Here is a 25867-nt window from a genome sequence, read left to right as displayed (position 1 = left end):
GAAGGCGGGTCAGTAGGCCAGGAGGTTCTCGCGGAACGTGGCCTTGTCGTACGACGGGCGGATCACGCCGCGCTGGCGGAGGGCCGGGGCGAGGCCGTCGGCGATCTCGGTGATGTTCTTGCGCGTCACCGGCATGGCGATCAGGTAGCCGTCACCGCCCGCGTAGTCCATGTGCTCCTCCATCTCCTGCGCCACCGACTCCGGTGTGCCGACGAGACGGACCGACTCCTGCGTGCGGTGGTTCATGACCGCCTCGCGGATGGTGGCGCCCGAACGTGCCCAGTCGTTCATCGTCGACTGGTGGCCCTCGTTCTTCGAGAGGTCGGGGAAGGGGGCGTCGTAGTCGAACTTCGACCAGTCGGTGCTCGTGAAGTACGAGAAGCCGGCGACCTGCGCGTCGATGTTGGCGGCGGTCGCGTCTTTCATCGCCTGGTCCTTCGCCTCGGCCTCGCCCTTCGAGTCGGCCATGATCGGCGACACCAGGTAGAGCACCTTGACGCCGTTCGGGTCGAGGCCCAGCGCCTCGCGGCGGGCCGTGATGTCGTCGCGGTACGCCTTCATCTCCTCGACGCCCTTGACCGCGGCGATGATGGTGTCGGCGTTGCGGGCGCCGAACTGGCGGCCGACGTCCGAGCCGCCGGCCTGGCAGATGACCGGGTGGCGCTGCGGGCCGGGGATCGTGTTCAGCGGGCCGCGCGAGCGGTAGTACTTGCCCTCGAAGTCGACCGTGTGCACCTTCGTGTGGTCGGCGAAGACGCCCTGCGCCTCATCCATGAGCACCGCGTCTTCGTCCCATGAGTCCCACAGCGCCTTGACGACGTCGACCCACTCGTTGGCGCGGTCGTAGCGCTCGTCGTGGGGGATCAGGTCTTTGAGGCCGTAGTTCTGCATGGCCGACTTGTTGCTCGACGTCACCAGGTTCATGCCGACGCGGCCCTCGGTGATGTGGTCGAGCGTCGAGAACAGGCGCGCCGCCATGAACGGGTGGTAGAACGACGTCGAGATCGTCGCGACGATGCCGATGTGCCGGGTCGCGTTCGTCAGCAGGGGCACCAGCGGGATCGGGTCGAAGCGGATCGTGCCGCCGCTCTTCACGCTCGACTCGAAGGTGCCGCCGTGGACGTTGGGGAGGACGGAGGAGTCCTCCATCATCATGTAGTCGAAGCCGGCGCGCTCCAGCGAGGTCGCCATGTCGATGAAGAGCTGCGGGTTGCCGACGTCGCTTCCGACGTTGCCCGACCAGCGCTGATTCCAGTTGTAGACGCCGAACCCGGTGCCCATGAACCATCCCATGTGAAACATCTGCGTGCCCTTTCGTTCAGGAGTCGTCGGCCACCGGAGCCGAAGACGACCCGTGCCTGTGGAACCAGTCAAGGGGCGGCGTATTACAGCCGCGAACGGGGCGTATTTCTCGCGTATTACGCTGTCGAGTCGATTTGACGTCAGGTGTCGCCCAGATGCGAAACCGGCCGTACGGTGGGTCCACTCACGCAAATAGGGATGGTGCGACCGACTATGTCCTACACGTTCAACGAGCAGCGGGCGGCGCAGTTCCAGAAGCAGCGCCAGCTCCAGCAGGCCCCTCTCCACACGTCCTCGCGACGCACGTACGAGCAGCTCCGGGCGAGCATCCGCGCGGGCATCGCCGACGCCGAGAACAACCGCTTCCACGAGCTCAGCATCTCGAAGGAGTTCGGGGCCAGCAGGAACTCCGTCCGGGTGGCGCTGTCGATGCTGGTCGCCGACGGTCTGATCAGCCGGGCGCCGCGGCGCGGAACCCTCCTGACCAACCGGATCGTCGACTTCCAGGTCGACCAGGTGCTGCCGCGCGACTTCACGCCGCACCCGCAGGACGACGCCTACGACCTCGGCGTCGTGACCCTGCAGGACGGCGTGATCCCGACGCCCCCGATCGTCGCCGACCTGATGGGCGCGCCGGCCGACTACACGCTCAGCTACGTCCAGCTCGGCGTCTACGGCGACTCGCCGATCTTCCTGCGCACCGGCGTCGTGCCCCTGCTGGAAGACCCGCAGAACTTCGTCGACCGCGTCGAGTCGTTCGAGACGACCGCGACCAACAACCACCCCCTGGCGATGCCCGAGATGAGCAATCCGGCCGAGGCGCTCGAGGTGACGGCCACGATGCGCCGCACCTTCAAGGAGGAGTTCGGCAAGCTGTACGGCTGCGCCTTCGGCTTCCTGCGCAACCGCGTCGAGGTGGTCGGCGCCGACGAACGCACCGCCCGCCTGCTCGGCGTCGAGGAGGGCTCCCCGCTGCTCCTTCGCCAGCAGTACAGCTACGACATCCAGGGTCGCGCCCGCGAGTACAGCTTCACGCACTTCCGCGGCGACCGGTCGACCCTGTCGAAGACGCAGGCGCACCTGCACTCCGAGCCGGAGAAGACCGATGACGCCGAGTGATGCCCAGCCCGTCCCGCCGTCCGAGCTCGTGCAGCGCCGCGCCCAGGCGTGGATCTCGCGCATCGCGGCCGACACCGGAGACGACCTCGCACCCGAGACCCCGACACCGGGGCGCAGGATCGAGCCCGAACCCCTCGTGGTCATCCCGTTCGGCGCTCACACCGACCACCAGCGGCTCCTCCTCGACACGGGCGAGGAGGCCGAGGTGCGCCTCCGCGTCATCGAGCACGCCCTGGTCTCGTCGTCGCCGCTGATCCGCGCTCGCATGCACACCGATCAGGACACCGTGGCGATGCTCGAGCAGCACGCCACCCTCGACGACGAGCCCCTGTTCGTGCGCGTCTCGTACCATCTCTCGAGCGACCTCGACCCGATCTCGCGCGCCTGGAGGGCGCACGTCCCCGGCGCCGACGTCGGCACCATGGGCGACCTGTTCCGCCGGCTGTTCGGGCGCGAGCTGGCCCGCACCGAGTCGAGCGTCGAGGCCGTGCGCAGCGACGCGCGGACGGCCCTGTCGTTGCGAGTGCCGGTCGGCAGCCCGATGATCCTGCGCGAGATGGTGCTGACGGCCGACGACGGCGTGGTGCGGGAGCTGAGCTTCACGCACTTCAGGGCGGACCGCGTGGCCTTGCTCGCCGACTGATCATGTCGGTGTCGCGCCTGCGGCGTCGCTCTAGGAGCTGCGCTCAGCGCGACGGTCGATGCGGCCTGAGGCGCGCCCCAGAGCACGGTTGAGCAGCCAGCCGAGACCGCCGAGCGCAGGCAGCAGGACGACTCCGAGGGTCCACAGCGCCTTCGCGCCGAAGGCGCTGCTCCGGTCACGCCAGATCTGGACGAGAGCGACGGCGTCGAGTGCCAGGAGGGCAGAGGCCAGGAGGAACGGCAGGACGCCGAGCGAGTGTGCGATCACGAGAATCTCCTTCGATTGATGCCTGCTGGACTCAGCATATGAGATTGAGAGTTCACATTTCTGTACTCTTGACGCGTCATTGGAGACCATCGTGAAAATCGCTGCATTCGCCACCGTCCTTCTCGGGCTTGGCCCGCTGAGCCTGCTCGTCCCCGCCTCCGCCGCCCAGGCTGCCGGGGGTGAGGTTCTCAGTTCTGTGGTCGAAGCCGATCTTCGCGCGCACATGACCGAGGGGGCGATCGCCGGTCCGACTCAAGACCGCCTGATCGCGAAGCTCGAGCGCGGTGAGGTGCTTGACGTGTACACCGACGCAAGCCCGATCGCCACGACCACGCGGGTCGGTCCCGATGAGACGGTTCGCGAGACGTTTGCCGACGGCTCGGTCAAGATCGTGACTCTTGCAGGCGATCGACCGTCCAGAACGGGCTTGTCCGGGTGCGGCAGCTCCGGCGGATGGAAGACCAGCTGCAAGGTCTCCGTCTGGGATCCGATCTCTTCTGCACGGTTCTTCGTCGACTACCAGACGAGCGGGGTCGGCAAGGCGAAGGTGCGGTCGTTCCACGGCGCCACCTGCGCAGTCGTCGGCGGTTCGTGCAGCCTGCCCTCGCCGACGGGGATCGCTCGCGCGACGCAGAGTTCCGCCGGTCCCGCCTGGGCGCGGGTCAGCTACAAGGCCAATGCGGGGCCGATTCGCGTTTCGGGGGAGTTCGGACTGAGGGTGTCGGGGGCGAAGGCGAGCACGTACTGATCTCCAGCGGACCTGCATGGCCGGCCGCGCCGAGTTCCCGGGTTGCCGCGACAGAGAAGGCCCCCGCCGCTGGTGCGACGGGGGCCTTCTGCTGCGCGGGTCAGTCCTTGGTCATGACCGAGAGGTCGACCGCGTGGTCGAGACGCCAGGTCCAGCCGTGGAGCTTGGACGAGACGGCCGAGTCGGAGGCCGGCTGCGCGATGTAGATCGCGGCGATCTGATCGCCGAGCCAGCGCTTCTCGGCGGCGTTGTAGGCCTTGCCGCCCTCGTCGGTCAGCGGGTCGGGCACGTCGTTCGCCGTGGCGAGCAGCTTCGCGAACGTCGGGTCGTCGTACTGCGAGTAGTTCGACGACGAGCCGGGCGTGGTCTGCAGGCCGAGCTGGTAGCCCTGCGAGAGCGCGAGCGCCTCACCGGTGAACAGGCTGGCCTCGGTCTGGCCCTTGGTGCCGCGCTCCTGAGCCTGAGCCGTGGGGACGGAGTCGACGGTGATGTCGAATCCGGCGGCCTCGGCCGAGCTCTTGATCGCGACGGCCGTGTCGACCATCGCCTGGTTGTCGTTCGCGACCGTCAGCGTGACCGGGATGTTCGTCGTGTAGCCGGCGGCCTTCAGCACCTTCTTCGACGTGGCCGCGTCGTAGCTGTAGTCAGGCAGGCCCGAGCCGTCGTAGCCGGGAGCGCCCGAATCGAGCATGGTGTTCTTCTTGGTCGCTCGGCCCTGGAGCACCCCGTCGATGACCTGGCCGTAGTCGATCGCCGTGGTGAACGCCTTGCGCACCGCGATGTCTTTGAACGGGCCGGTCTTCACGTTGAGCTGGATCGCGACGTAGCCGTTGCGGGCCTTCTTCGGGACCAGGACGCCGGAGTCCTTCTCCAGCGACGCCTGGTCGGCGGGCAGGAGCCCGAGAGCCACGTCGGCGTCGCCGTTCTTGAGAGCCGTGGCACGGTTGCCGGCATCCGCGACGACGCGCTGGATGATCTTCGTGATGGTGGGGGTGTTCGCGAGCCCGGTGTCGGTGCGCGCCTCGAGCACCATCTCGGAGCCTTCGGTGACGCTGGCGACCTTGTAGGCGCCGAAGCCGAAGTCGAAGCGGCCGGACGAGAACTTGGTCGCGTAGGGGTCGTCCTTGGTGACGTGCTTCTTGAGGAACGTCGAGTCGTAGATCTGGCCGACGATGTCGCTGAGGTTCGACAGCAGCGTGAAGCCGTAGGCGGCCTTCGCGACCGTGAACTTCACCGTGTACTTGTCGGGCGCGGTGATCTGCTTGAGGTCCGTGAGCGCCGGCGTGATGACGTAGGGCACGATGCTGGTCGCGGCCTTCATCTTGCGCTCGAACGACCAGAGGACGTCTTCGCTCGTGAGCTCGTTGCCCCGCTGGCTCTTCACTCCGTGACGGAGGTTGAACGTGTAGGTCAGGCCGTCCTCCGACTTCGTGTAGCTCTTGGCGAGGACGCCGGTGAAGTTGTAGATGTCCTGGTCCTGGGTGTCCTTCTGGTCGCCCGCGACGTACTTCTGGGTGATCAGGTCGTTGAACAGGTAGTCGCCGGTGTCGAAGTAGCCGGCGGTCAGCGCGAAGCTGGTGTCGAAGCTCAGCTGGGTGGCGAGGGCGGGGAGGACCTCGACGACGGTCTTGCCGGTCGTCTGCTTGGGCGCGAGGTTGCTGCAGCCGGTGAGGACGAGGACGGTTGCGGTCACGGCCGCCGCGGCGGCTAAGAGCCGCCGGTACGAGGGCCGCGTATTTCGAGAACGACTGCTACTGAACACTGCGTACTCCAGGTGTGTGAGGGGGGAGGTCTCCGCAAGTGTCGAAGTCGGCTGTTTCAGCCGATGACGCCAATCGTTTCAGTCTGATTTCGCTAGGGCGGCGTAAGCAAAGTCGGCGATTGTTTCGGCCCCGGGTCAGGACTTTTCGCCAGGGTGGCGAAATGTCACCGTAATGATCCGCGGGTCGATTCGAAACACCCGTCGCCCAGAATTGTCCCACGTTCGCGGGGCCCGCCGAACGATCTCGTCTAGTGACTCGGGCCCCGGTCCGATCCCTCGACGAAAGGCACGATCGAGCATGAGAGCACACCGATGAGCGCAGAGTCCCTCCTCGACGTCAGGAATCTGAGCATCCAGTACCCGGGCACCCCGACGCGAGCGGTCGACGAGGTCACCTTCCAGATCGGCCGCGGCGAGGTCGTCGCCCTGGTCGGCGAGTCCGGCTCGGGCAAGTCGACGCTCGCCCGAGGAGTCGCAGGACTCCTGACCGACGAGCGCATCGACGTCACGAGCACGGCGCTGACCTTCGACGGCGCCCCCATCGAGCGGAACGCCGGCGCGGTCCTCCCCGAGCGCATCCCCGGCATCACGATGATGTTCCAGGACGCCTCGACGTCGCTCGACGTGGTGTGGAGCGTGGAGGACCAGCTCGTCGCGATCCTCCGCAACGTCGAGCGCATGTCGAAGAAGGCGGCGCGCGTGCGCGCCATCGACTGGCTCGACCGCGTCGGCCTCGCTGACACCCAGCGCGTCATGAAGGCCAAGCCCTACGAGCTGTCCGGCGGCATGCGCCAGCGCGTGATGCTCGCCCTCGCTCTCGCCTCGGCCCCGCGCCTCCTGATCGCCGACGAGCCGACCAGCGCGCTCGACGCCTCGCTGTCGCGTCTGTCGATGGAGCTGATGACGAGCCTCACCACCGAGCTCGGGACGGCCCTCCTGATCGTGAGCCACGACATCGCCATGTGCACCGAGTTCTCGGATCGCACCTTGGTCATGTACCACGGCGCCCTCGTCGATCAGGGCGCATCGGCGACCCTGACCGAGACGGTGACGCATCCCTATGCCCGGGGCCTGCTGGCCTGCGTGCCGACGTTCGAGCACCTCGACGACGACGAGCTGCCGACGCTCGACCTCTTCCTCACCGCGTCGACGAGCGCCGCCAAGCAGGGGGCCGCCGCATGAACGCCGCCGAGTTCGTCCTCGAGGACGTCGCCAAGCGCTTCGGCTCCGAGCGCCGCGGCCACGTCGCCGTCAAGGGCCTCACCGACCGCTTCTCGAACACCCAGTCGGTCGGCATCATCGGCGAGTCCGGCTCGGGCAAGTCGACGCTCGGACGCATGCTCTGCGCGCTCGAGACCGCCACGAGCGGCTCGATCCGCTTCAACGGCGAGGAGATCGCCGACATCCGCGCGTCGAAGCCGAAGCTGATTCAGTTCCGCCGCGACGTTCAGCTGATCGGGCAGGACACCACGTCATCGTTTGATCCTCGCCACTCGCTGCGCGAGTCGATCATGTACCCGGCGATGAGCCTCACCGGGCTCAGCCGCAAGGAGGCCTACGAGAAGACCGACCAGGTCGTCGAGCTGCTCGGCCTCAGCCCGAAGATGGCCGATCGCCCCTCCGAGGGGGTCTCGGGCGGTCAGCGCCAGCGCTTCGCGATCGCGCGGGCCCTGATCGTCGAGCCGCGCATCCTGGTCTGCGATGAGGTCGTGTCGGCCCTCGACGTCTCCGTGCAGGGCGGCATCCTGAACTTCCTGAAGACGTACCACCGCGACCGCGAGGCCGGCATCATCTTCATCTCGCACGGTCTGCCCGCCACCTCGTTCATCTCGAGCGAGCTGCGGGTCATGTTCCAGGGCGAGTTCGTCGAGGCGGGCTCCACGCGCCGCGTCGTCACGGAGCCCGAGGCCGACTACACGAAGAAGCTCCTCGCGGGCTACCGCGCCGTGCCCGAGACCCTGGAGGCCGAAGTTGCCTGAGTTCCTGTCGCGGCAGCGCTGGTGGATCACCCGCGTACTGCTCCTGCCCCTGCACCTCTTCGTGTTCGCCATCATCACGTTCCTGCTGCTCCGCCTGGTCCCCGGCGACCCGGTGGCGAGCGTTCTCGGCCCGAACTACACCCAGGCGGCGTACCTGACGATGCAGAGGGCCCTGGGGCTCGACGGCAGCGTCTGGTCGCAGCTGGGCCGCTACATCGTCGAGATCCTGCACCTGGACTTCGGCAGCTCGATCCAGACCGGCCGGGCCGTCATGAGCGAGATGGGCACCCGCCTGCCGGGAACCCTCGAGCTCGCCGTCCAGGGCCTCTTCTTCACGGTGCTGCTCAGCCTGGTGCTGTCGTACGTCGCCGTGTTCCACCCCAAGACGGTGCTCGCGAGGATCGTGCTGGTCTACTCGCGAGCCGCGGGCGCCCTGCCCGAGTTCGTGCTGGCGGTGTGGGCGCTGTTCGTCTTCTTCACCGTCCTGCACGTCGCGCCGGCTCCGCTCGGGCGCCTGTCGACCGACCTGCCCACGCAGACCGTGATTACCGGGTTCCCCTTCCTCGACACGCTGATCCAGGGCTACACGGCCGGTGCGATCTCGATGGCGGCCCACCTCGTCCTGCCGATCGCGGTCATGGCCATCGCGTCGTCCGCCGTCGTCATCAAGGTGCTGGTGTCGAGCCTCCAGGGCGCGATCCAGGATCCCGCCACCGCGTTCCGCATCACCACCGGCAGCGGCCGACGCGCCACCGTCCTCAGCGTCTACCGCCGCGCGGCCCCCGCCGTCGTCACCCTCGTCGGCCAGATGTTCGGCTACCTCGTCGGAGGAACCATCGTGCTCGAGTCGCTGTTCGGCTTCGCCGGCCTCGGCTCGTACGCCGTGAAGGCCGTCCTCTCGACCGACTACCCCGCGATCCAGGGCTTCCTGCTCGTGGTCGCCGGGATCACCCTGATCGTGTACATGATCGTCGACCTCGCGGTCATGACGGTCGACCCCCGGCGCCGTCCGGGCTCAGTAGGGAGCAACTGATGACCACCGCCACCCTGCCGCTCACCGCGGCCCGCGCCGAGCGCCGCAAGTACTCTGCGAAGCTCCCGCGCCGCCGGATCGACTTCCTCCTGCTGCTGCCGTCGCTCCTGATCGTGCTGCTCGCGATCGTTGGGCCCTTCCTCACGCCGTACAGCGCCACCACCATCTCAGGCGCGGTGTCGTCGGCCCCGTCGATGGCGCATCTGTTCGGAACCGACAGCGTCGGCCTCGACGTGTTCTCCCGCGTGATCGGGGCGGCGCGCTACAACCTCGTCATCGCTGTCGCCACCACGCTGCTCTGCACGGTCATCGGGGTCGTCTTCGGCCTCGGGATCGGCTGGTTCGAGTCGGCACGCGGCGCGGCCGGCCTCGTCGCGCGCGGCACGACGCGCCTGTTCGACCTCCTCCAGGCGGTGCCGGCCATCCTGCTCGGCCTCGTGATCGTGTCGTTCTTCGGGGCCAGCGTCATATCGCTGACCGTCGGAATGGCGATCATCCTCGCGCCGATCCAGATGCGGCTCGTGCGCATCGAGGTGCTCCGCGTCCGCAAGGAGGCCTACCTCGACGCCGCCCGCATGGCCGGCCAGAACGAGCTGAAGCTGCTGGCGCGCCATGTCCTGCCGAACTCGATCTGGGTGGCGCTCGAGAACATGTCGTTCCTCTTCGCCACGAGCATCCTGCTCACCGCCGCCCTCGGCTTCGTCGGAGTCGGACTCCGCCCGCCGACGCCGGAGTGGGGCTCGATGATCTCGTCGGCCACGAACGACGCGCTCACCGGGCGCTGGTGGTCGGCGGCGTTCCCGTCGATCGCGATGATGATCACCGTCTGGGCCTTCTCGAACGCGTCGCACGCCCTGTTCGGTCGGATCGCGCCGAAGAAGCTGGCGGCCGCGGCGGCGTCGTCGTCGCCCGTGGTTCCGTCGTCCGAGGCGGCTGCCGAGGCGCGCTAGCCCATCCGTCTCTCCGAGATCGCATTTGCGCCATCGCACGGTGGCGCGGGTGCGATCTCGGCGTTCACGGGAGGGAGGGGGCAGGCCGCCGACGGGGTCGGCCCCGGGCTCCCGCCGGGACGCACGTGCGGCGGGCACCGCGTCGGCGGGCGTGCGTCGGGTTCGGCGGGTCTCCGCCCGCCCGCCGACGCCTACCAGCCCCCGCCGACGCGGGGCGGCCCTGCACGCACGGGGGCGCGCCGGCGCCGAGCCACGGCGGGAGCCCTCCGCCGGGCCGGACGGCAGCGGGCCCCCGTGTTGACGGTCGGGCTAGAAGGCCTGCAGGTTCTCGCGCAGGGTCGTGCCGCTGTACTCGCTGCGGATCAGCCCGCGGCGACGCAGGGCCGGCGCGAGCCCGTCGGTCACCTCGGTGATGTAGCGGCGGGTGAGCTGGCCGGCGATCAGGAAGCCGTCGCCGCCGACCTCGTCCATGGCCTCGCCCATGACGGCGGCGACCTCGTCGGGTGTCCCGCTCACCTCGAGCGAGCCGAGGCGGACCGGCCGCGAGGCGATCTCCCGCAGCGTCGTCTCGGGGTTCGAGCCCTGCAGCATGCCGAGGGTCGACGACGACGCGGCGTTCGTCTTGATCTCGGGCAGGGGGGAATCCAGGTCGAACTGCGAGAAGTCGATGCCGCTCGACCACGACAGACGCGAGAGGGAGTCCTCGATCGTCGTCGCGTCGATGCGCGCTTTCTTCGCCACGGCCTCCTCGTGGGTCTCGCCGAGCACGGGCGAGATGGTGAACAGGATCTTGACGTCGCTGGGCTTGCGGCCCGCGGCGATCAGCCGCTCGTCCATGTCGGCGCGGTACTCCTTCATCGCCTCGATCCCCGGTACCGATGCGACGACCGTGTCGGCGTACTTCGCGGCGAGGCTGCGGCCCGCAGGCGACCCGCCGGCCTGGCAGACGATCGGATGGCCGCCGGTCGGGGCGATGGTGTTGAGCGGTCCGCGCGACTTGTAGAAGCGGCCCTCGAAGTTCACCAGGTGCACCTTGGTGTGGTCGGCGAAGACCCCCGACTCGTGGTCGCCGACGACGGCGTCGTCCTCCCAGGAGTCCCAGAGCCGGCCGACGAGGTCGATCCACTCGTCGGCCATCTCGTACCGGAAGTCGTGCTCGTAGTGCTCGTCCCGGCCGAAGTTCTGAGCCGTGCGGACGTTGTGCGCGGTGACCAGGTTGACGCCGGCGCGGCCGTCCGACTGCAGCGCGAGGCTCGACATCAGGCGCGCGGCGGCGAAGGGCGGGTAGTAGGGAGTGGCGAGCGTCATGATGACGCCGAGGTGGCGGGTCGCGTCGAGCAGCAGCGGCACCAGCGTCGCCGGGTCGAGCTTCGGCGCGTGGTTGGCCTTCTCGAGGTAGTAGCGGCTCGTGCCCTCGAACGCATCGGGGATGAAGGCGCCGTCCTCGAGCATCATGTAGTCGAAGCGGGCGCGCTCCATCGCCTTCGCGAGCTCGATGTAGAGGTCGGGCTTGACCCAGTCGCGGGCCGCCTCGCCTGACCAGTCCTTGGCCCAGCTCGGGACCGAGTAGTTCAGAAACCATCCCATGTGGAACATTCGCGTCTCCATCCGGGCGCGGCGCCGTGCCACGACCCTCCATCAGCCAGTACAGGGGCGGCGCATTTCACGGTCGTGACGCCGGAGTAACGGCTGATTGCGCTGGGGGTTCGCTGATTGGGGCCATCCCCCGGCCAGTGCACGGGCACTCCGCAGTATTCTCGGAGCATGACCACGAGCAGCGACGAGGTCGACCTGCTGATCGATGCGTGGGCCGGTCAGCTTCCCGAGACCGACTTCTCCCCCCTCGACGTGATGTCGAGGCTCCGGCGCGTCTCGTTGCGGCTCAACACCCTGCGGGCTCAGGCGTTCAAGGGCGCCGGCCTCGCGATCTGGGAGTTCGACGTGCTCGCGGCCCTGCGCCGCGCCGGCGAGCCGTTCCAGCTCAGCCCCGCCCAGCTCGTCAAGGTCACGATGGTCACCAGCGGCACCCTGACCAACCGGCTCGATCTGCTCGAGGAGCGCGCTCTCGTGGAGCGCCGCAAGAACCCGGAAGACGGCCGCGGTGTGCTCGTCTGCATGACGCCCGTCGGCCGCGAGATGGTCGACGAGGCCATGCTGGCGCTCGTCGCCGAAGAGGAAGTGCAGCTCGGGCCGCTCTCCCGCAGCGAGCGCGCCCAGCTGATCGAGCTGCTCCGGCGGCTCGGCGACGGCTTCGCGCCGGGCGATCCCGCATAGGCGCGACCGACCCGAGCGGCGCCGGAGCGAATCCGAGAATATGATCGCCTCATTGTCTTAGATGAGGAGTTCTCGTGCACCGTCGCACACCAGTTGAGCCGTCCGTCCGACCGACGAGAGCACGTCGCGGATGGGCCGTCCTGACCATCGCCCTCGCGGTGTCTCTCGCGGCCGCCCTCGCTCCCGGGGTCGCGAGCCCGGCTGCGGCCGCCTCCCCTCCCGATCAGTGGACGGGCGTGTACGGATCAGCCGGGAGCAGCTCGACGAATACCGGCGAGCACGTCCTGACGGCCGGCAATGCGGGAAAGATCACGCAGGCCTTCGCCGCCACGAACCGGACCGGCGGCTCGTACCCGCCGGTGGTCCTCGGCGGTGTCGTGTACACCGTCGGGGGTACCACGTCTCCGCGCTTCTACGCTTCGTCGCCCAGAACTGGCAAGGCCCTCTGGAGCATGGCCCTGCCCTACGCCGTCAGCTCCTACGGGTACGGCATGACCGGAACGGGATCGACCGTCCTGATCTCGTTCGGAACCTCGCCCGCAGGCGGGGTCCTCGTCGTGGATGTGGCGAAGCACGCGATCACCGCTCGGGCCTTCCTGCCGAAGGCGACGACCCCTGGCGCGGACCGCACCTATCCCGGTACTCCCACGACGGACGGCACCCGCGTGTTCCTCTTCGGTTCGGGCTACCCCGTGCTCGCGTTCTCGGTGAAGTCCGGCAAGCTCCTCTGGAAGCACTCGTACACGCCGAACAACAACGACGGCATCGACTTCGTCTACGGCTTTGCGGTCGGCGGCGGAACCTTCTACACCAGCGGCGGCGAAGGCCTCGTCGCGTACAGCGCGACCACCGGCCGCAAGAAGTGGACCAGCGACCCGGCATTCTCGTACGGAACCCCGGTGCTCGCAGGCGGTCGCGTCTTCGTCAACGTCTCCGACGCCGTCGCCGCGTTCCCGGCGGCGGGGTGCGGCGCCGCCTCCTGCAAGCCCCTCTGGTCGACCGCGGTCGACAGCTACGACTCCGACATCATCGGGATCGCGGGCGCCGACTCGACGAACCTGTTCATCACGTACCGCACGTCTCACGAACCCGACCCGACGAAGTGCGAGGCGCGGTTCGCCGGACACATCGCCCGACTGTCGGCGTCCACCGGCACGGTGAAGTGGCAGACGGAAGTCGGCGACTTCGCCCAGGGCATGGTGCGCGGCGGCGATGTGGTCTGGATCGTCAACGAGTACGGCGAGTTCCAGAACGGGACGTGCGTCGGCGACCAGTACCGCCTCCTCGCCTACTCCACGACGGCCACCGCCACGGCCCCCCTCGCGGCGCTCCCCATCGACAGCGCGTACTTCTACTACCCGCAGACACTCGCCGTCGCCTCGGGCACCGTGTTCCAGAGCCCGAACTCGTCGACCCTGGTCGGCTACCGGGTTCCGGGCACGTGACGCGGCAGGCGTCGGCCTCCGGGAATCAGACTAGGGCCTGGGCCTGCTGCAGTGTTCCGCGCAGGATCTGCTCCATCTCGTCGAACTCCGCCTGGCCGGCGATGAGCGGCGGCGCCAGCTGGATCACCGGGTTCACGCGGTCGTCGGGCCGGCAGTAGAGCCCGTTGTCCATCAGCGCCCCGGGCAGGAACTGCTTGATCAGGAGCTCGCGCTCGGCGGCGTCGAACAGCGCCTTCGACCCCTTGTCGCGAACGAGCTCGATCGCCCAGAAGTAGCCGTCCCCGCGGACGTCTCCGACGATGTCGAGGTCCTTCAGCTTCGAGAGCGTCGCGCCGAACGCCGCCTCGTTGTCGAGCACGCGCTGGTTCAGGCCTTCACGCTCGACGATGTCGAGGTTGGCCAGCGACACGGCGGCCGACACCGGGTGACCGCCGAAGGTGTACCCGTGCGGGAAGAAGTCGGTGCCCGTCAAGAACGGCTCCATCACGCGCTCGTTGGCGATCATGGCTCCGATGGGGCCGTAGCCGCTCGACATCCCCTTGGCGCATGTGATGATGTCGGGCTCGTAGCCGAACTTCTCGCAGGCGAACATGGTGCCGTGGCGGCCGAACGCGCAGATGACCTCGTCGCTGACGAGGAGCACGTCGTATCGGTCGCAGATCGCGCGCACCCGCTCGAAGTACCCGGGCGGCGGGGTGAAGCAGCCGCCGGAGTTCTGCACGGGCTCGAGCACGACGGCCGCGACGGTGTCGGCTCCCTCGAAGAGGATCGCCTCCTCGATGCGGTTCGCGGCCCACAGCCCGAAGGCCGCCTCGTCGCCGCCCCACTCGTCGGAGGCCCGGTAGAAGTCGGTGTTCGGAACGCGGAAGCCGCCCGGCGCCAGCGGCTCGAACGCCTGCTTCATGGCGGGCAGGCCCGTGATGGCGAGGGCTCCGTGCGTGGTGCCGTGGTAGGCCGACATGCGCGAGATGACCTTGTGCTTCTGCGGCTTGCCGGTCAGCTTGAAGTACTGCTTGGCGACCTTCCACGCGCTCTCGACGGCCTCGCCGCCGCCCGACGTGAAGAAGACGCGGTTGAGGCTGCCGGGGGCGTAGTGGGCGAGGCGCTCGGCGAGCTCGATGACCGGACGGGAGGTGGTGCCCCAGTTCGGGAAGTACGCGAGCTTGGCGGCCTGGTCGGCGGCGGCGCTCGCGAGTTCCTGCCGCCCGTGCCCGGCCTGGACCACGAACAGGCCGGCCAGGCCGTCGAGGATCCTGTGGCCGCGGTCGTCCCAGAGGTAGACGCCCTCGGCATGGTCGATGACGCGCATCGGCTTCTCCTGGAACGGGGCCATGCGCGAGAAGTGCATCCACAGGTGGTCGCGCCCGGCGGCCTCCAGCGGGGTGAATGCCGAGGGCGTCTCGGTCGTGGTCGGCGCCGCGTCGGTGGTCGTCATGGCGACCATCGTGCCGGGCCGTCACCGTGGGCCCCATGGCCGATTCGTCACTCGGGCGCCGTTGCAGTGCCGGTTCGGCGCAGGAACTCACCCGACGTCGTCGCGCAGCACCAGCGACAGGTAGTGCCGCAGCGCCGCCCACACGTCGACCTGGCGGGGGTCCATGGTCCACTGCAGCTGGATGCCGTCCCACAGCGCCACGAAGCCGGCGCCGGCGAGCTCGGGGTCGACGCCGTCGCGCAGGAGCCCGCGCTCGGCGAGGTCGCGGAACTGACCGGCGAACAGCTCGCGCGTGCGCCGGAACCGCTCGACGAAGTAGTCGTGCGCCGGGTGCGCCTGTCCGGTCGCCTCGGCGCAGAGGGTCGTGTAGAGCTCGATGATGCCCGGGGTGCCCGTGTTGTGCGCGACCTGCGCGCGGGCCCCGTCGACGAGTCCGAGCCCGGCCTTGATGTCGTCGCCGCGCGCGTCGCGGTCGGCGAGGACGGCGAGCAGCAGGTCTTCTTTGGCGGGGAAGTGGTGGAGCACGGCCGACTGGCTGACCCCGGCGGCGTCGGCGACATCCTGCACGCTCCCGGCCCGGTACCCCTGAGCCGCGAACACCTCGCGCGCGGCGTCGAGGATCGCCGTGCGGCGGGCGGCGCTCTTGGCGTAGGGGCCGCGGACGCCGGTGGACCGGGGGCTCACGGCAGTTCCTGCGGGGGCATGAAAGGAGTGTAACCACTCTCCTTTCATGCTAGCGTCGCACCACGCACCGATCGAAGGAGATTCCCCCGTGAGCAGCACCCCGGCCTACGTGACCGACATCGTCCCGGGCAGCGTGCTCACGCCGAGCGGCCGTGCCGTGCCGGCGCGGTCGTGGCTGCACAGCGACGCGCCCCGGGCCGATCTCTCAGGACGGTGGGCGTTCCGGCTGCGGCCCCGCGCCGACGGTGACGACGCGTTCGCCGCCGACGGCTTCGACGTCTCGGACTGGAGCACCATCGCCGTGCCGTCGCACTGGGTGCTCGGTGGCGACGGCGCCGAACCGGCGGGCGAGGACCGCGGTGCGCCGATCTACACCAACGTGCAGTTCCCGTTCCCGGTCGAGCCGCCGTTCGTGCCCGACGACAACCCGACGGGCGATCACGTGAGGGACTTCGAGGTGGGGCCGGAGTTCCTGCGCGCCGCCTCCCAGACGCTGCGCTTCGACGGGGTCGAGTCGACCTTCAAGGTCTGGCTCAACGGGTCTCCGGTCGGCACCGCCGCCGGCAGCCGCCTCGCGCACGAGTTCGACGTGACGGGGCTGCTGCGCGAGGGCGGCAACCGCATCGCCGTGCGCGTGCACCAGTGGTCGGCCGCGTCGTACGTCGAAGACCAGGACCAGTGGTGGCTGCCCGGCATCTTCCGCGAGGTCACCGTCGAGGCCCGGCCCGCGGGCGGCATCGACGACGTCTGGCTGCGCACGGCCTGGTCGGCTGCCGACGGGGCCGCGCTCGACCCCGAGGTGCGGGCGGCCGACGACGCCTTCCCGGTGACGCTCACGATTCAGGAACTCGGGGTGGCCGTCGAGTGGGCCACCGCCGCCGACGTCGCGCCGTTCGCCGTCCCCGGCGCCGAGCCCTGGTCGGCCGAGTCGCCGCGCCTGTACGAGGCCGTCGTCACCGCGCAGGGCGAGACGGTCACGCAGCGCATCGGGTTCCGGACCATCCTGATCGACGGCGACCGGCTGCTCGCCAACGGCCGCCGCCTCGTCTTCCACGGCATGAACCGCCACGAGGCGCACCCCGACCGCGGCCGCGTCTTCGACGAGGAGCACGCCCGCGCCGACCTCGCGCGGATGAAGCGCTTCAACGTCAACGCCATCCGGACCAGCCACTACCCGCCGCACCCGCGCCTGCTCGACCTCGCCGACGAGCTCGGCTTCTGGGTCGTGCTCGAGTGCGACCTCGAGACGCACGGCTTCGAGCGCGGCGGCTCGCAGACCGGCCTCGAGGGCTGGGGCCCGCGGCCCGCCGACGCCTGGGTCGACAACCCGAGCGACGACCCGCGCTGGCGCGACGTCTACCTCGACCGCATCGAGCGCACCGTCGAGCGCGACAAGAACCACGCGAGCATCGTGCTCTGGTCGCTCGGCAACGAGGCGGGCACCGGGCGCAACCTCGCCGCCATGAGCGCCTGGGTGCACGACCGCGACCCCGAGCGGCCGGTCCACTACGAAGGAGACCTGCAGGGCGCCTACACCGACGTCTACTCGCGCATGTACTCGTCGATCCCCGAGACCGAGTCGATCGGCCAGGACTCCACCGAGCTGCTCCACCTCGCGAGCGCCGCCGAGTCGGCCCGCCTGCGCACCCGCCCCTTCCTGCTCTGCGAGTACGTCCACGCCATGGGCAACGGCCCGGGCGCCATCGACCAGTACGAAGACCTCGTCGACCGCTACCCGCGCCTGCACGGCGGCTTCGTGTGGGAGTGGCGCGACCACGGCATCCGCACACGCACGGCCGACGGCGCTGAGTTCTTCGGATACGGCGGCGACTTCGGCGAGGTCGTGCACGACGGCAACTTCGTGATGGACGGCATGATCCTGAGCGACGACACGCCGACGCCCGGCCTGCACGAGTGGGCCGCGGTGGTCGCGCCGTTCCGCTTCGCCTTCGCTGACAGCGAGAGCGCAGGAACGCGCATCACCGTCTCGAACCACCGCCACTCGAGCGACTCCTCCGACGTCCGCCTCACCTGGCGGCTCGAGGCCGACGGCGTCGTCACGGCGTCCGGCGACCTCGACGCCGGGATCGTCGCGGCGGGGGAGTCCGTGAGCGTCGACCTGCCGGCCGGCGCCGTCTCAGGAGAGACGTCGTCGCCGGGCGGCGAGACGTGGCTCACCGTGTCAGCCGTCCTGAGCGACGACACGGCGTGGGCGCCGGCGGGCCACGTGCTCGCAGCCGCGCAGCACGACCTCACTCCGCCCGCGCCCCGGCGTCGCCCCGCGCGCTCCGGCGGCGACCTCCTGCCGGCCGCGTTCGACGCCGACGGGGCCCTCGGCGCTCTGGCCGGGCTCGCGGCGTCGGGCCCGACGCTCTCGGTGTTCCGGGCGCCGACGGACAACGACAGTCTCGGCCACGGCGGCAGCTACGACATCGCCGGCGTCCTGCCGAACCTCGGGCGCGGAGTTCAGGCGTTCTCGCTCGCCGAGCAGTGGGAGGCCGCCGGGCTCCACCGCATGACGCCGAGAATCCTGAGCTCGGAGGCCGGCCCGAGTCGCGTAGCCCGCCTCACCCGCTGGGCCCCCGCCGGATCGCGCCACTCGATCACCGTCGAGACGGTCTGGGAGCCGTACGGCGACGACGTCTTGCTGACCGCGCACATCGCGCCGTCGGCCGGCTGGGACCTCGTGCTGCCCCGCCTCGGCCTGCGGTTCGACCTGCCGGCCGAGGTCGAGACGGCGTCGTGGTTCGGCACCGGCCCGCTCGAGTCGTACCCGGACAGCCGGCGCGCAGCCCTCGTCGGGCGGTACTCGGCGCCGATCGACGAGCTCGGGGCCGGCTACGCCCGTCCGCAGGAGACCGGACACCGCTCCGAGTTCAGGACGCTCGACCTCGACGGCGCCATGCGGATCACCGCGCTGCCGGACCACCGCGGCCTGCCCGGCTTCACCCTCGCGCGGCACACCGCCGAGCAGGTCGCCGTCGCCGGTCACCCGCACGAGCTGCCGCCGTCGACCGCGACCCACCTCTACGTCGACGCCGCGCAGAACGGCCTGGGCTCGCGGGCGTGCGGCGTCGACGTGTGGCCGCTCTTCGCGCTGCGGCCCGAGGCCCGGACGCTGCGGCTGGTCTTCGGGCGGGCCTGAGCCCGGCCGCGAGTTCCTGCGCCCGTCGCCTCGGTTCGTCGCGGAGAAGCCCCGATCTGGGCAGATGGCTGCTGCCATCGCCCAGATCGGGGCCTCTCGCCCAATCAGGGTGCGGTGTCGGCGACCGACGTCGTCACAGCGGTGGAGTCCCAGACCGTCCCCGCGGGCAGGGGGCCGTACGCTTGCGCCTCGATGACACGCGAACCGATCAGCTGGCCGGTCGCCGGGTCGATGATGATCTCCTGGTGCTCGCCCCCGCGGTTGGGCTCGGAGCGCCCGATCGCGATACCGGTGCGGCCATCGACGGTGGCGGCGTCATCGGTCACCTCGACTCCCGGGAGCAGTGCGAGCATGCCGTAGATCGCCGAGCGGAGCTTCGCGGTCGCGGTCCCGCTCGTCAGCACCTCGGTCGCACGCACCATGGTGTCCTCCTCGCGGCTGGCGGATCCGCCGGTGTAGTGCGAGTCGAAGTAGGCCAGGAGCGCGTGAGGCTCGGTGGGCATCGCGTCGAGTCCCTGGACCGACCACGGGGTGCCGTAGAACTCCCCGTCTCTGGCGTGCCACGTGCCCTCGGGATAAGGCGTGCCGTTCTTGTCGTACTCGGCCTTCGCGGCGGCGGCATCGGCCGCGGGCAGGAACGTGGTCGGAGCCTCGGTCTTCCTGACCAGGACCCAGTCGGATGCAGGGTCGGCGGGGATGTAGAGAGTGCGGGTCTCCATGATCTGGACGCCGTACTTCGCCGGGCCGTCGTCGGTGACGCCGTACTGGCCGACGCTCGTCTCGACGGTGACGACCTTGACGAACTGGCCCGGCTTCACGACGGGGTCGCTCTCGCCGATGGCTGTGACGGCCGCGTGATGCAGCACCCCGGCCGCCTCGGCCGAGGCGCCGTGGCCTGCCGTCCCCGGAACGCTGACGCCGAGCACGTTGGCTGCCACCAGGACGGCCGACAGGACGAGCACGGCGCCGGCCGTCGCCGCTCCCGCGCGGCGGACGCGGCGCCGGGTGTGGGTGACGTCGATGACGGTGGAGCGGATGGGACGGAGCGCCTCGTCGAGTGCGGCGCCGTCGGGCGGTGCGATGGAGATCATGATGGACCTTTCAGAGGAGTCAGTCGGCGCGCAGGGCGCGGAGTCGGGAGCGGGTGCGCTGGATGCGCTTGCGGGCGGAGGCCGCGGTGAGGCCGAGCAGCATCGAGGCGTCCTCGTAGCTGCGGCCCTCGATCAGGCACAGCTGGCAGAGCCGACGGTCTACCTCCGAGAGGGCCGCGATCTCGTCGCGAACCCAGGTCAGCTCCTCAGCGGCGGCCTCCTGGTCGATCCGGCGGTGCCAGGTCGGGTCGCCGACAGACGCCTCGGCGAGCTCGTCCGTGCGGAGCCGGCGTCGCTGTCGGTTCAGGTTGAGCGACACGTTGCGGCACGTGGTCAGCAGCCACGGAACGACGGAGCTGTCGACGATCCTGATCGTGGCGCGGCGCCGCCAGGCCACGAGAAACGTCTCTTGAACGAGGTCGTCGGCGTCGGACCGGACGTCGGCGAGTCCCCAGGCGTACCGGTAGACGGTGCGCGAGTGTCGGTCGAACAACGTCGCGAACGCCTGCTCGTCGCCCCGCTGGGCCAGTCGGACGAGCTCATGCTCGTCGGTGTCGTCTCGTGGTCTCTTCACGGTCACCTCCACTCATGAGGTGTCTGGGGAGAGCCCAGTGTGACATCGGGCGGCGGCGGGTTGCGGCTGGCCGGGGCACGGCTTAGCGTGAGCGTCGTGCGGCGACCACCGGACGAGGCGGACCGCGTTCGATGAGCGCGGTTCTCTCCGGGGCTACCCCGGGGGACGAGGATTGACCACGACATGACACCGCGAGAGGCGAAGCGCGCTTCGCGCACCCTGCCTCCCGCACCGGCCGATGAGTCGTCCGGCGGTCGCCTGCACGCCCGCGGCGGGCAGCCCTCCGGGGCCTCGCCGTACGAGGTGGCCGTGGTGCTGGCCGATGCCTTCGCCGCTGCACCCGGGTGGGACGTCCGCAGTCTGTCGGCGGCAGGCACCGCGGCGTTCGGGTCGGGCCGGCGCTTCGTGCCGCTGGCGGTCCTGGGCGTCCTGCAGGCGCTGCCCCGGCCGATCCTCGACTCGCCGCGCACGACGGCACGGCTAATCGTGGCCCTGCCCGGCTTCGTCGAGGCCGTGCGGCGCAGCGCCGAACGAGCGCCGGTCGTCGTGCTCTCGCGCGAGGTCGTCCCCGTCGCCGCTGTCGGGCCCGGCCCGCGCGTCGACACGGTCGCCGACCTCGCGCGCCTCCTCGGCGTGACGGTCGGCCGCCTGGAGTGGTTCGCCGACACGAAGGGGTGGAACCGACGCGCTCCCGCGGGCCCACTTCACCACTACCGCTACGAGTGGGTCAGCCGCCCCGGGCGCACGCCGCGGCTCCTCGAGGTGCCGCTCGGCCTCCTGAAGACCGTGCAGCGCACCGTGCTCGACGAGCTGCTGGCGCCGATGCCGCTGCACGACGCGGCGCACGGCTTCGTCCCGGGCAGGAGCGCCGTCACGGGCGCGGCACTCCACACCGGGCGCGAGGTCGTGCTCGCGCTCGATCTGGTCTCGTTCTTCGCCGCCGTCAGCGCCCGCCAGGTGTACGGGCTGTTCCGCCGGGCCGGCCTCGCTGAACCTGTCGCGCACCTCCTGGCCGGCGTCTGCACGCACGCCGTCCCCGTGCATGTGCTCTCGGCGATGCCCGACGGAGGCTCCTCGACCGAGCGGTTCGAGCTGCGGCGCGCGCTCGCGGCGCCGCACCTGCCGCAGGGCGCGCCGTCGTCTCCCGCGCTCGCGAACCTGAGCCTCGCCGGCCTCGACCGGAGGCTCGACGGCTGGGCGCGTGCGGCGGAGGCCGTGTACACCCGGTACGCCGACGACCTGTCGTTCTCGGGCGACGGGGAGCTGGGCGGGCGAGTTCCTGCGTTCCTCCGGGGTGTCGAGCGGATCGTCACCGACGAGGGGCACACGGTCAACGCGAGGAAGACGCGCGTGCGGCGGGCCGGGGTGCGCCAGACCGTGACCGGCATCGTGGTGAACCAGACGACCTCGCCGGGGAGGACGGAGCACGACCGGCTGAAAGCCATCGTGCACAACTGCGTGCGGTACGGACCTGCTTCGCAGAACCGCGACGGGCACCCGGCGTTCCGCGAGCACCTGCTCGGGCGGATCGCCTGGGTCGAGCAGCTGCATCCGGCCCGGGGCGCACGGCTGCGGGCCGAGTTCGATCTCATTCGCTGGGACTGAGCACCTCGCCCGCTTGGGGGACTGTCGAAAACGGCCGGGTCGCTTAGCCTGTCAGGATGACATCCAGCGTTCTCACCGAGACTCGCAAGGCGATCGACGACGCGGCGCGCGACATCGCTCTCTCGACCGGTCTCTCGACGATCACGCTCCGACGCCTCTGCGCGGTCACCGGCCTGACCCCGGGTGTCGTGGCTGCCGAGGAGCCGTCGATGCACGCCCTCGTCGCCCGGACCTTCTCGGACGTGGCCCGCGCCGACTTCGTGGGCATCACCACGGCAATGGCCGCCGAGGCGACCCCTCTCTCGGCCCTCCGGGTTCTGGTCTCGGCCGTGCTCGTGACCGACGACAGCCTCGACAAGACGATCTGGGCCGACGCCTGGAGCGTGGGGCGCCACAGCGAGTTCGTGGCGACGGCACTCCGCGAGCGGCTGCACGAGTGGCAGGACACCCTGGTCGCCCTCCTGATCGCGGGCACCGCGTCAGGCGACTTCTCGGTCACCAACCCGGGGCTGGCCGCCCGCCAGTTCTTCGCCCTGATCGACAGCACCACCGTCTACGGGCTGGTGGGCTACCTCGACGAGCACGAGCGCGTCGAGCTGTTCACCCGCTCGCTCGAGGTGAGCATCGGCCTCGCCGCCGGCACGCTCGCCCCCTAGAGCTTCCTGAAATTCAAGGAGATTCTCGCCAGCCGCAACGGCCTCAGTGCGATCCGGCGCTGCGCGTGCCGAAAAGTCCTTGAATTTCTCGGGCGGGGCATCGATAGGGTCGGCCCATGGCCACCCTCCGCAACTTCATCGACGGCGAGTACGTCGACGCCACGGGCACCGACTCGTTCGCCCTGATCGACCCGGCGACCGAAGACACCTACGGCATCTCGCCGGTGTCCGACCGCGAGACCGTCGACCGTGCCTACCGCGCCGCCGCGACCGCGTTCGAGACCTGGGGCGAGACGACCCCGGCCGAGCGGCAGCTGGCGCTCTTCCGCATCGCCGACGCGATCGAGGCGCGGGCCGAGGAGTTCGCCGACGCCGAGTCGACCGACACCGGCAAGCCGCGCGCGAGCCTGGTGGCCGACGAGATCCTGCTGTCGGTCGACCAGATCCGCTTCTTCGCCGGCGAGGCCCGCCACCTCCAGGGCATGAGCGCGGGCGAGTACATGCCCGACCACACGTCGTTCATCCGCCGCGAGCCGATCGGCGTCGTCGGCCAGGTCACGCCCTGGAACTACCCGCTCAACATGGCGGTGTGGAAGTTCGCCCCGGCGCTCGCCGCGGGCAACACCACCGTGCTGAAGCCGAGCGACACCACGCCGCTCTCGACGCTGCTGCTCGCCGAGGTCGCCGCGGAGTTCCTGCCCCCGGGCGTTCTCAACGTCATCACCGGCGACCGCTCGACGGGCGCGGCGATGATCGAGCACCGCACCCCGCAGCTCGTGTCGATCACCGGCTCGGTCCGGGCGGGCATGGCGGTGGCGCGCTCGGCGGCCGACGACCTGAAGCGCGTGCACCTCGAGCTCGGCGGCAAGGCGCCGGTGATCGTGTTCGACGACGCCGACGTGGCCCTGGCGGTCGAGGGGATCGTGTCGGCGGGGTTCTTCAACGCCGGCCAGGACTGCACGGCCGCGACGCGAGTGCTCGTGCAGGCGGGCATCGCCGACGAGTTCACGCAGGAACTCGCAGCCCGCACCCGGAGCCACGCCCACGTCGGCGCCCCGGCCGACCCGGGGGCCGCCTTCGGTCCCGTGAACAACGCCGCCCAGCTCGCCCAGGTGCAGGGGTTCCTGTCGCGCCTGCCGGACCACGCCGTCGTCGAGGCCGGGGGCCACCGTCAGGGCGACGTCGGGTTCTTCCACGAGGCGACGGTGGTCTCGGGGCTCCTCCAGGGCGACGAGGCCGTGCAGCAGGAGATCTTCGGGCCCGTCATCACCGTGCAGCGCTTCGCCGACGAGGCCGAGGCCCTGGCGCTCGCCAACGGCGTCGAGTACGGCCTCGCCTCGAGCGTCTGGACCCGCGACCACGCTCGGGCCCTGCGCTGCGCCAAGCGGCTCGACTTCGGGTGCGTGTGGATCAACACGCACATCCCGATCGTCGCCGAGATGCCGCACGGCGGCTTCAAGCACTCGGGATACGGGAAAGACCTGTCGTCGTACGGCTTCGAGGACTACACGCGCATCAAGCACGTGATGTCGTACATCGGCTGAGCCGGTCGTTGCCGGCGCCATCAGCCCAGATCGAGGCTTCTCGCCGGCGAGAACGCCCAGATCGGGGAGAGTCGCCGACACGGCGGGGTTCCCGTGCCGGATGACGCGGACTCTTCCTCCGGCGCGCGAGCTTCTGCCGGACCAGTGCAGGGTCGCGCACTGCAGTTCACGGCCCGACTGCGGGCGGTCGTTTGAGATCCCTTCACGTTGCACCCGCGAATGTAAATGAATAACGTGACACTGAAATGACAGAAAGATCTGTCGTTCCGGTCTCTCACCCATGGGGTGAAGTCAAGGAGTTCTCATGCGCGTTATTCGATCAATCACAGCCGTCCTGGCCTCCACGGGGGTCATTGCCGGTGTCGGCATCGCCGCCGCGGCACCCGCATCTGCTGCGCCTCGCGCGTGTGAGAAAGGCGTCGGCTGCACCTACGAGGACGCCAACTACGGCTGGGGTTACATCCACTTCAGCCGCAATGTCAAGGACTACGAGCCCATCGGGTACTGGGCGACCTCGTATCACCCGAAGACGAACGACGCTGCTTCGTCGGTCTACAACAACGGAAACGTGAAGCGGGCGATGTGGTTCAAGGATTCTCGCTACAAAGGGACGAAGGTGACCCTCGCGCGTCAGACGGGAATTCCGAATCTGGGAAGCGTCAGCTTGAACGACAAGGTGTCTTCCGCCTGCTTCGAGACCTACTGCTACTGAGATGGGCCGCATTTTCCTATCCGGCCTTGGCGTCGTCGCCATCGCCTCTGTAGCTGCGTGCAGCTCCACGCAGGCAGGAGTGGTGTTGCCCGAAAAGCACCATTCGTCCTGGCGGCTGCCCTTGGACGCCTATAGCTCGCCATTGGTCAATCTCGCGGAACAGGCCGAGAACACCTTGATCGAGGACTGCTTTCGTCAGGACGGTCGTTCCCTCTCATTCAGCCGCATCGATGAGTCGACAAGGCCGGGCGAATCGTGGAATGCAGCCCACCGAAAGCTCTTCAATGAGCCGCTTGCATCGAAATACGGATACGGCAACTCGTTCGAGTACGACTTGACGATCGCCGAGATCACACGAATGCGCAGTCTTGACGAGAAGATAGATAGGAGCGTCGGAGCAGCTGCCGATGGGCTCTTCGATTCCTGCCTCGATAAGAGCAGGGCGGCCATCGAGGGAAGCTCGGTCTCTGATCCCTATCAACTCGCCCATAGTCTGGCCGGCGTTGCCTACGACGATGCGTATGCGAGCGTTCCGGTGCGCCACGCGGCAGACGAGTGGAAGCTGTGCATGAAGGCCGTCGGCGTTCCCGACCTGCCGGATAATCCGAACGAGATGCCGTCGCCTTCGATCGATGCTCTCCGTCCAAGTGGCGTCGACGTGGTCATTGCTCCCGGCGAGGAGACGAACGTGCCACCGGAGGAGCGCCGGGTCGCCGTCGCGGATGCGAAGTGCCAGGTGAGTTCGGGGTACGCCGCCGCCGCCTATGACGCCGAGTGGGACGCCCAGGCGGCGGCGCTCTCCGCCAACGCCGACGAGCTCGAACGCTACAAGGTCGAGGCCGACAAACGGGTCGACCGGGCCAAGAAGATCCTGGCCGAGCACTCCGCGACACGATGAG

General features: G+C 69.6%; 23 protein-coding genes. 15 read left to right on the top strand and 8 right to left on the bottom strand.

The annotated features are described in order from the left end of the window. Positions 1-9: 9 nt before the first annotated feature. A complete protein-coding gene (locus EDF46_RS06630) occupies positions 10-1302 on the bottom strand; it encodes an NtaA/DmoA family FMN-dependent monooxygenase (RefSeq protein ID WP_123505495.1) in 1293 nt (430 codons plus the stop codon). A gap of 213 nt (positions 1303-1515) precedes the next feature. Between EDF46_RS06630 and EDF46_RS06625 the strand changes: the two genes are divergently transcribed. Continuing rightward, complete coding sequence (locus EDF46_RS06625) at positions 1516-2421, top strand: GntR family transcriptional regulator (RefSeq protein WP_158614179.1); 906 nt, start codon at positions 1516-1518, stop codon at positions 2419-2421. Further along, positions 2408-3064, top strand: a complete 657-nt coding sequence (locus tag EDF46_RS06620) for a UTRA domain-containing protein (protein ID WP_123505493.1) — start codon at positions 2408-2410, stop codon at positions 3062-3064. The genes EDF46_RS06625 and EDF46_RS06620 overlap by 14 nt, the downstream gene beginning before the upstream one ends. 30 nt (positions 3065-3094) lie before the next feature. Here the strand turns inward: EDF46_RS06620 and EDF46_RS06615 are convergent, their stop codons facing one another. Then, positions 3095-3331 (bottom strand): PLDc N-terminal domain-containing protein, encoded by a 237-nt coding sequence (locus tag EDF46_RS06615; RefSeq protein ID WP_199738222.1) that lies wholly within the window; start codon positions 3329-3331, stop codon positions 3095-3097. Positions 3332-3422: 91 nt separating this feature from the next. Here EDF46_RS06615 and EDF46_RS06610 point away from each other — a divergent pair, with 91 nt between their 5' ends. Beyond that, complete coding sequence (locus EDF46_RS06610) at positions 3423-4079, top strand: hypothetical protein (RefSeq protein WP_123505491.1); 657 nt, start codon at positions 3423-3425, stop codon at positions 4077-4079. Between the two features lie 100 nt (positions 4080-4179). Here EDF46_RS06610 and EDF46_RS06605 read toward each other — a convergent pair whose 3' ends face one another. After that, complete coding sequence (locus EDF46_RS06605; protein WP_158614178.1) at positions 4180-5772, bottom strand: ABC transporter substrate-binding protein; 1593 nt, start codon at positions 5770-5772, stop codon at positions 4180-4182. 381 nt (positions 5773-6153) lie between these two features. On the opposite strand from EDF46_RS06605, the gene EDF46_RS06600 reads away from it, so the two are divergent. The 4 genes from EDF46_RS06600 to EDF46_RS06585 are packed head-to-tail and all read left to right on the top strand — an operon-like array spanning position 6154 to position 9803. Then, positions 6154-7023 (top strand): ABC transporter ATP-binding protein, encoded by an 870-nt coding sequence (locus EDF46_RS06600; RefSeq protein ID WP_123505489.1) that lies wholly within the window; start codon positions 6154-6156, stop codon positions 7021-7023. After that, positions 7020-7820: an ABC transporter ATP-binding protein gene (locus EDF46_RS06595; protein WP_123505488.1), complete on the top strand. Its 801-nt coding sequence runs from the start codon at positions 7020-7022 to the stop codon at positions 7818-7820. Before EDF46_RS06600 ends, EDF46_RS06595 begins: the two co-directional genes overlap by 4 nt. Further along, on the top strand, positions 7813-8853 hold the full coding sequence (locus EDF46_RS06590; protein ID WP_123505487.1) for an ABC transporter permease: 1041 nt from the start codon (positions 7813-7815) through the stop codon (positions 8851-8853). Before EDF46_RS06595 ends, EDF46_RS06590 begins: the two co-directional genes overlap by 8 nt. Further along, the gene (locus EDF46_RS06585; RefSeq protein ID WP_123505486.1) at positions 8853-9803 is read left to right on the top strand and encodes an ABC transporter permease; all 951 of its coding nucleotides are present in this window, start codon (positions 8853-8855) and stop codon (positions 9801-9803) included. The genes EDF46_RS06590 and EDF46_RS06585 overlap by 1 nt, the downstream gene beginning before the upstream one ends. Positions 9804-10112: 309 nt before the next feature. On the opposite strand, the gene EDF46_RS06580 is transcribed toward EDF46_RS06585, so the two are convergent. Further along, positions 10113-11399, bottom strand: a complete 1287-nt coding sequence (locus EDF46_RS06580; protein ID WP_123505485.1) for an NtaA/DmoA family FMN-dependent monooxygenase — start codon at positions 11397-11399, stop codon at positions 10113-10115. Positions 11400-11567: 168 nt separating this feature from the next. Here EDF46_RS06580 and EDF46_RS06575 point away from each other — a divergent pair, with 168 nt between their 5' ends. After that, on the top strand, positions 11568-12077 hold the full coding sequence (locus EDF46_RS06575; protein WP_123505484.1) for a MarR family winged helix-turn-helix transcriptional regulator: 510 nt from the start codon (positions 11568-11570) through the stop codon (positions 12075-12077). 74 nt (positions 12078-12151) lie between these two features. Continuing rightward, entirely contained in the window at positions 12152-13522 is a 1371-nt protein-coding gene (locus tag EDF46_RS06570) for a PQQ-binding-like beta-propeller repeat protein (protein WP_123505483.1), read from the top strand. 25 nt (positions 13523-13547) lie between these two features. Here EDF46_RS06570 and EDF46_RS06565 read toward each other — a convergent pair whose 3' ends face one another. Continuing rightward, entirely contained in the window at positions 13548-14957 is a 1410-nt protein-coding gene (locus EDF46_RS06565; protein WP_123505903.1) for an aspartate aminotransferase family protein, read from the bottom strand. An 87-nt stretch (positions 14958-15044) separates the two neighbouring features. Continuing rightward, on the bottom strand, positions 15045-15641 hold the full coding sequence (locus tag EDF46_RS06560; RefSeq protein ID WP_233579909.1) for a TetR/AcrR family transcriptional regulator: 597 nt from the start codon (positions 15639-15641) through the stop codon (positions 15045-15047). A gap of 88 nt (positions 15642-15729) precedes the next feature. On the opposite strand from EDF46_RS06560, the gene EDF46_RS06555 reads away from it, so the two are divergent. Then, positions 15730-18786 carry a glycoside hydrolase family 2 TIM barrel-domain containing protein gene (locus tag EDF46_RS06555; protein ID WP_233579908.1) on the top strand — a complete coding sequence of 1019 codons (3057 nt, stop codon included), beginning with the start codon at positions 15730-15732 and terminating at the stop codon, positions 18784-18786. Positions 18787-18890: 104 nt separating this feature from the next. Here the strand turns inward: EDF46_RS06555 and EDF46_RS06550 are convergent, their stop codons facing one another. Then, complete coding sequence (locus tag EDF46_RS06550) at positions 18891-19877, bottom strand: CU044_5270 family protein (RefSeq protein ID WP_123505480.1); 987 nt, start codon at positions 19875-19877, stop codon at positions 18891-18893. Between the two features lie 19 nt (positions 19878-19896). Continuing rightward, entirely contained in the window at positions 19897-20451 is a 555-nt protein-coding gene (locus EDF46_RS06545; RefSeq protein ID WP_158614177.1) for an RNA polymerase sigma factor, read from the bottom strand. A 183-nt stretch (positions 20452-20634) separates the two neighbouring features. On the opposite strand from EDF46_RS06545, the gene EDF46_RS06540 reads away from it, so the two are divergent. The 5 genes from EDF46_RS06540 (at position 20635) to EDF46_RS06520 (ending at position 25866) form a co-directional block, all read left to right on the top strand. Then, the gene (locus EDF46_RS06540) at positions 20635-22056 is read left to right on the top strand and encodes a reverse transcriptase family protein (RefSeq protein WP_123505478.1); all 1422 of its coding nucleotides are present in this window, start codon (positions 20635-20637) and stop codon (positions 22054-22056) included. A 56-nt stretch (positions 22057-22112) separates the two neighbouring features. Beyond that, a complete protein-coding gene (locus tag EDF46_RS06535; protein ID WP_123505477.1) occupies positions 22113-22712 on the top strand; it encodes a TetR/AcrR family transcriptional regulator in 600 nt (199 codons plus the stop codon). 116 nt (positions 22713-22828) lie between these two features. Then, positions 22829-24256 carry an aminobutyraldehyde dehydrogenase gene (locus EDF46_RS06530; protein WP_123505476.1) on the top strand — a complete coding sequence of 476 codons (1428 nt, stop codon included), beginning with the start codon at positions 22829-22831 and terminating at the stop codon, positions 24254-24256. A gap of 304 nt (positions 24257-24560) precedes the next feature. Then, entirely contained in the window at positions 24561-24968 is a 408-nt protein-coding gene (locus EDF46_RS06525; RefSeq protein ID WP_123505475.1) for a peptidase inhibitor family I36 protein, read from the top strand. Between the two features lies 1 nt (position 24969). Further along, on the top strand, positions 24970-25866 hold the full coding sequence (locus EDF46_RS06520; protein ID WP_123505474.1) for a hypothetical protein: 897 nt from the start codon (positions 24970-24972) through the stop codon (positions 25864-25866). Position 25867: the final 1 nt, after the last annotated feature.

Origin of the sequence: Frondihabitans sp. PhB188 (assembly GCF_003752365.1) — a bacterium.
GTDB lineage: Bacteria > Actinomycetota > Actinomycetes > Actinomycetales > Microbacteriaceae > Frondihabitans.
This window is presented reverse-complemented; position numbering and strand designations above follow the sequence as displayed.